Annotated in this window: 1 pseudogene; it reads left to right on the top strand. The window is 62.9% G+C overall.

Features of this window, described 5'->3' with window-relative positions:
- A pseudogene (locus QWI17_RS15200) lies at positions 1-313 on the top strand (S-(hydroxymethyl)glutathione dehydrogenase); the annotation flags it as partial.

The raw sequence follows: 313 nt of genomic DNA, 5'->3' as shown, positions 1-313 counted from the left end.
GGACGGCACCACGCGCTTCTCCTACAAAGGCCAGCAACTGTTCCACTACATGGGCACCTCGACCTTCTCCGAGTACACGGTGTTGCCGGAAATCTCGGTGGCCAAGATCCAGAAAGAAGCCCCTCTGGAAAAGGTCTGCCTGCTGGGCTGCGGCGTGACTACCGGTATCGGTGCCGTGCTCAACACCGCCAAGGTCAAGCCGGGTGACACCGTGGCCATCTTCGGCCTCGGCGGCATCGGCCTGTCGGCGGTGATCGGTGCGGTGAAGGCCAAGGCCTCGCGCATCATCGCCATCGACATCAACCCGGCCAAG

This window comes from Gilvimarinus gilvus (assembly GCF_030518155.1).
Lineage (GTDB): Bacteria > Pseudomonadota > Gammaproteobacteria > Pseudomonadales > Cellvibrionaceae > Gilvimarinus > Gilvimarinus gilvus.
The sequence above is the reverse complement of the archived record's forward strand: the minus strand, read 5'-3'. Positions and strand labels throughout refer to the sequence as shown.